The organism is Pseudoalteromonas prydzensis, assembly GCF_011050055.1.
Taxonomy (GTDB): Bacteria; Pseudomonadota; Gammaproteobacteria; order Enterobacterales; family Alteromonadaceae; genus Pseudoalteromonas; species Pseudoalteromonas prydzensis_A.
In genome coordinates, this window is the sequence record NZ_DRGM01000152.1 from 1 (window position 1) to 4710 (window position 4710).

At 39.4% G+C, this 4710-nt stretch carries 6 protein-coding genes; all 6 read right to left on the reverse strand.

What is annotated here, in order from left to right; translation table 11 throughout:
- Positions 1-185: 185 nt before the first annotated feature.
- On the reverse strand, positions 186-539 hold the full coding sequence (locus ENH88_RS14485) for a hypothetical protein (RefSeq protein ID WP_304183217.1): 354 nt from the start codon (positions 537-539) through the stop codon (positions 186-188).
- 1 nt (position 540) lies between these two features.
- Complete coding sequence (locus tag ENH88_RS14490; RefSeq protein WP_304183220.1) at positions 541-951, reverse strand: hypothetical protein; 411 nt, start codon at positions 949-951, stop codon at positions 541-543.
- 352 nt (positions 952-1303) lie between these two features.
- Positions 1304-1489, reverse strand: coding sequence for a hypothetical protein (locus tag ENH88_RS14495; RefSeq protein ID WP_304183221.1), 186 nt, complete (start codon positions 1487-1489; stop codon positions 1304-1306).
- A gap of 86 nt (positions 1490-1575) precedes the next feature.
- A complete protein-coding gene (locus ENH88_RS14500; protein ID WP_304183222.1) occupies positions 1576-2883 on the reverse strand; it encodes a zonular occludens toxin domain-containing protein in 1308 nt (435 codons plus the stop codon).
- Position 2884: 1 nt separating this feature from the next.
- Positions 2885-3295, reverse strand: coding sequence for a DUF2523 family protein (locus tag ENH88_RS14505; RefSeq protein WP_304183223.1), 411 nt, complete (start codon positions 3293-3295; stop codon positions 2885-2887).
- Between the two features lies 1 nt (position 3296).
- A partial coding sequence (locus ENH88_RS14510; protein WP_304183225.1) for a hypothetical protein occupies positions 3297-4710 on the reverse strand: 1414 nt, incomplete at its 5' end.

Sequence of the window (4710 nt, forward strand, 5' to 3'; positions counted from 1 at the left end):
ATAGCTGATAGCTGATAGCTGATAGCTGATAGCTGATAGCTGATAGCTGATAGCTGATAGCTGATAGCTGATAGCTGATAGCTGATAGCTGATATCCTATAATCTATCGTACGTAATAATGAAGAAAAGGGCGAAAAGCCCTTTTTTATTAGGTGCTTACCTTTACTGTCAAGTATGACAGTACGTCAATCTTTTCTTGCTCTTTCGCAAGCTCCATCCATCATTAGTTTATTTCTTTCAGACTTAACTTCCTTGTATTCCTTTGTCCAAAAACGACAAATTTCATTATTATTTTTACGAGCGGCGTTAAGTTCTCTTTGCTTTCTAGAGTTCTCAGCCATTTCGTTTTTTAGTCGTAAAGCATCGGTTTGGGCTCTTATTGCTAGTGATTTAGCTTCAAGTTCTAGTTTTTTAGCAAAGGCTTCAGCTTTTTGCTGAACAACATGGGCGCGGTAAATATCAAGCGATTCGTCAGCGCCCCATATTGTTAAACCAGTAAGAGTGAGTGAAAAATATAATTTTAAATAATTTAGTTCCATTTTAACTGCCTGTCCTTTGTGATATTTCTCCGATTATATCTAAAAGTTGGCTTTGTAGGTCAGATAAATATACATCTTGTGTTTTATTTTGCTCCTTAAGTATTTTGTACATGGTTTCGGATTCCCTTGCTGACCATTTATATCGGTGAACTAGTTGAACATCAGACGGTTTCACTTTACCCCAAGGTGTAGACATTGTGTTGTCATGGTATGAAATTCTGCAATCTGCCCACGGGCCAGTAGGGGGTAAGTAGCCCCGATACATAATTGAGATCAACTTTTCAATTGGCTTAGATGCTTTATTTGCTTTCACATACCGCCTTACTTGACGTTCACTTACACCCAGTTCTTTAGCGCCTTTTGCATAATCAAAGCCGAATAATGATAAAAACTGCATTTTAAAATTTCCCATTGTGATTTACTCCTTTATTAAAAATCACAATGCAAAATCGGCATAGGTGTTAATTTTCGCTCCCCCCCTATTAGTATACGGGGGGAGGGGTGTTAATCTCGGCTTCATCATTATCTGAATTTCCGTAATTGTTTATCAAGGGCGCAAGCGCGGGTTATGTGTAACTAAATAAATGGTTTGCGCTGCGCTTGGTTACGACCGACCAACAACAATGCTGAATTAATAACGGTGTGCGGTCTACATGGCTAAAGCCATAAGTGATAGGTTCGTATGCTTAGCTAGGTACTGGTACGTGATAATTGAGTTGATTATTACGTACCAAGGTAAAAAGTACGTAATAAGTTACGTACCACTAAACGGCCTTTTTCATACGACCCGTTTTAACGTTGCGCGCCATAAAGGGTATGTGGTCTGGGTTATCAATTAAGAACTCTATCATTTGCTTAATTTCAACCTCGGAATCATCAGGTATCCAAAGGGTTATTTTCTTTAAACCTTTGGATTTTTGTTTTTCTTCATACTTTTGATTTCTAGTCATAGTGTCACCAGTGACGGGTAGTAGATGAATGTATATAGATTAAACAAGCCGCTACGCTCAGGCTTCGCTTGGCGGCTTGTTAAAATCTAAATTAATGAGTTAAGTGCTATAGATGAATCGGTATTATTATCTGGTTCTGGTTGTGAATAAGGGTTAGGGCTGCAAAAAGCCCGATAAGCAAAGTTTGTTTGTGACTGCCTAATGATTACGTTGCACGGGCTGAAATACTGAATACTAAAGCCCATACTCGCCAGTTCGTAAGAATCAATACTAAAATTACCGTACTTTTCAGTGATGAATTCAAATATAAATTCACGGTGAGTTCTGTCTGGCCGCTTCACCTCTTGAACACCAGTAACAAAAATATCAGTAGCGCCATAGGGTAAACCTACAGAAATAAGTTGACCATCAAGAACCTGAAAAGCACCATTATCAGTATTAGAACTAGTATCTTTTTGAGTATTGACCACACCCACTTTAGCGGTTTCTTCGACATTTTGAACAGGGCTTTCATGACTGGTGAAATACCATAACCAATACAATATGCACAAAAAGAACATAGCAATTGGAAAGGCAAAAACAGGATTGAGTAAGAGATTTTTACCTTGTCCTTTTGTAATACCTCCGGTAGCTGTCGATTTGTAGCACTTGTGTACTTCGACTGGGATTTTCTTCCACGTTGTAACACTTCCCTTAACTGGGGTTTTACCGTCAAGTTTTGGGTTGTGCTCGAAGATTCGCGGCCTGCGGTTGTAGTAAGGGATGCTTGCGAGTCCGTCAAAGTATTTATGCGAGTAGGCGTACTGGCTGACGTTTCGAATGTACTTATGGACTGAGGTAATATCGGGTGTACAGACGATAATATCCCAGTTGTATTTGCGGTGTCGCATGTAACATTCTTTGAGTGTTTTGGGGTAAATAATATGGCCATGTTCGTTGAATAACTCCTTACCTAAATCGTCAGTATCACCGCTGGTTAAGTTCTCAGGTTTGAACTTTTCTAGCTGCTCGTAATGGTATTCATACCAGTGAACGGGTATCAAATCTTTGTAGTTATCGATGTGTTTATAGTTACAACTTTCGGGTTTGAAAGTGGCTTCCGTTGGGTAAACGTCTTGCACCTCATCAATTAAAACGAGCGCACCCGTTGGCATCCAGTGATACCAATTTCGCCATAGTGCTTGGCCTTCCTCATTTTGTGATGATAAGCGCCAAAGCTGTGCTGACTCTGGAAATGTCTCCTGTAGCTCGGTTTTGATTTCTTCGATAGGTAAAATTCCTTCGATATTAGTAACAACTAAGCGACCTTTTCTTAGAGCGGGTAATACCTCAAACCATGTGGCGCTGGCCGATTTAAAAGAACCTGGCGCACCATGAAAAATTGATGATGCCATTTTATATAAACCTCATTACATATCGGGCTAAAAGTGCTTGGATAATGATGTTAAAACCATCAAAGAAACGCATATCAACAAGTGCAGCTTTTACGTCTTGAGGTAGGCCGTTTGCAGCAGATAGAACTTTAGATGCAAGCTGAAAATTTTCCATAATGGTTTTAGCAACTGACCAAGCGAGCTTTAACGCCTCAAGTTGTGCTGCTATTTTCATAAGGGTGATTTTTTCAACAACGTAAGCAAGCATCCTTTCAAAAAAGTTTGGTACATCATCATCAAGAAACGACCAAATATCGCTAAAGAAGTCACCTATTGCATTAGCTGTGCCTTCAAAACCTTCGTAGTTTGTTGGCGTAGCTAAGACAAAAAGCGGTAAGAAAAAAGTGATTAAAATGAATATTTTAGTTTTCACATTAAGGCCCCAATAAAATATAAAGCGCGGTTAGTGTTGAGCAGAGCATTACTGCTGCTGCAATTAGTTGAAAAAAGGATGATAGACGACCCAAACCCATATCAACCTCAACACCTTTAATTACTTCGATTCGCTCCTCATAACCACCACCCAACGATGGGTTAATATCAAAAAGAGCTGATGACTCACTTTCTATTTGTTCGAAGTAGTCTTCAATTTCTTGTTTTTTCTCGTCTATTTCATCGGTAATAACTTGGCGTTGTTCGTCTGTGAATATTGAATTTAATCCTTTCTCTGCATTTTTTCGTTGAACTGAAATAGTGAATTTCTCAGGTTCTTGACAGTCATCACCAGTGCAAGGTTCTTCACCACCGTTATCAGGTGTGCCACCTGTATTGTCTAAAATGTCAGCTAATAATCCGTTTGTTTCACTTAACAAATCGTTTGTATCATCGGTATTGGATTGGGTTAAATCTGTGTTATATCTGATTTCACCAAGTATCTCGTTACCTATTTGAATTTCTTCAGCAACACGGTCTAGGCGTTCATCGTTAGAATCGCTTGCCGCAACTTGGTTTTCATTCATTGCATCAAGGTTGTCGTTGATTTTATTAAGAGCATCGAGCTCTGCCATTTCTGGTGCGTCATCGGTTTCTTCAGGTGCTGGCTTGTCATCTGGTGGTGACGTTTTATCAACTTCTTTATCAGGTGGGCGTTTACACTGGACAGGTTCGGCAGAGCCATAAGAAATAGGTATGTAGTAACCGCCATCTTGGTCAGTCTCTATTTTACACTGAGTGCCATCTGGATTTTTAAAGCACTTCTCAGTCTGTCCGCCAGTGCCAAAAACAAAGGGGTCATTGGGTGTGGGTTCAGGGCAGTGAGATTTAAGCCTATAGCAAAGAGCCTGACCGCTTGGGTCAGTTACTGAAATTGTATAATCTGGATAATCTTCAGGAGGGCAATAAGTTGTTTCTTGTGGTTCGCCGACAGCTCTCGCCCCATAAGGATATTTAGAACTTGTAACGGTTGGATTTGAACATGAATCCCAAGTTTTCTTTTTCCATTCAACGCTAATTGTTCGAGTATCTTCATTTACAATATCAGCATGAAAACTACAAAATTGATTATATAATTCAATTTGTGATTTAGCGTGGTCTATTACAACTGAAATACATGCAGAATGAGGTGACTCTGTTAATGAGCCAGTTATTGAAGTAGTACCGACAACATGCCCATTTGAAACACATTCAAAAGATGATGTATATTTTGTTTCAGCCGGAACAGGGTCAGGGTCATAAAAATCAGGCACTGATGAATGAGACACAGAAACAAAAAAAGCGCTACTAAGCGCCAATAAAAATATTAGTAATCGCATGTGAGCGCCTTTAGAGAAATTCAAATAGGTAACGAGA

Bases quoted from the DNA above. Each gene is read 5' to 3' on its own strand.
- ENH88_RS14485 (WP_304183217.1), bottom strand. From the start codon at position 539: ATGGAACTAAATTATTTAAAATTATATTTTTCACTCACTCTTACTGGT.
- ENH88_RS14490 (WP_304183220.1), bottom strand. From the start codon at position 951: ATGGGAAATTTTAAAATGCAGTTTTTATCATTATTCGGCTTTGATTAT.
- ENH88_RS14495 (WP_304183221.1), bottom strand. From the start codon at position 1,489: ATGACTAGAAATCAAAAGTATGAAGAAAAACAAAAATCCAAAGGTTTA.
- ENH88_RS14500 (WP_304183222.1), bottom strand. From the start codon at position 2,883: ATGGCATCATCAATTTTTCATGGTGCGCCAGGTTCTTTTAAATCGGCC.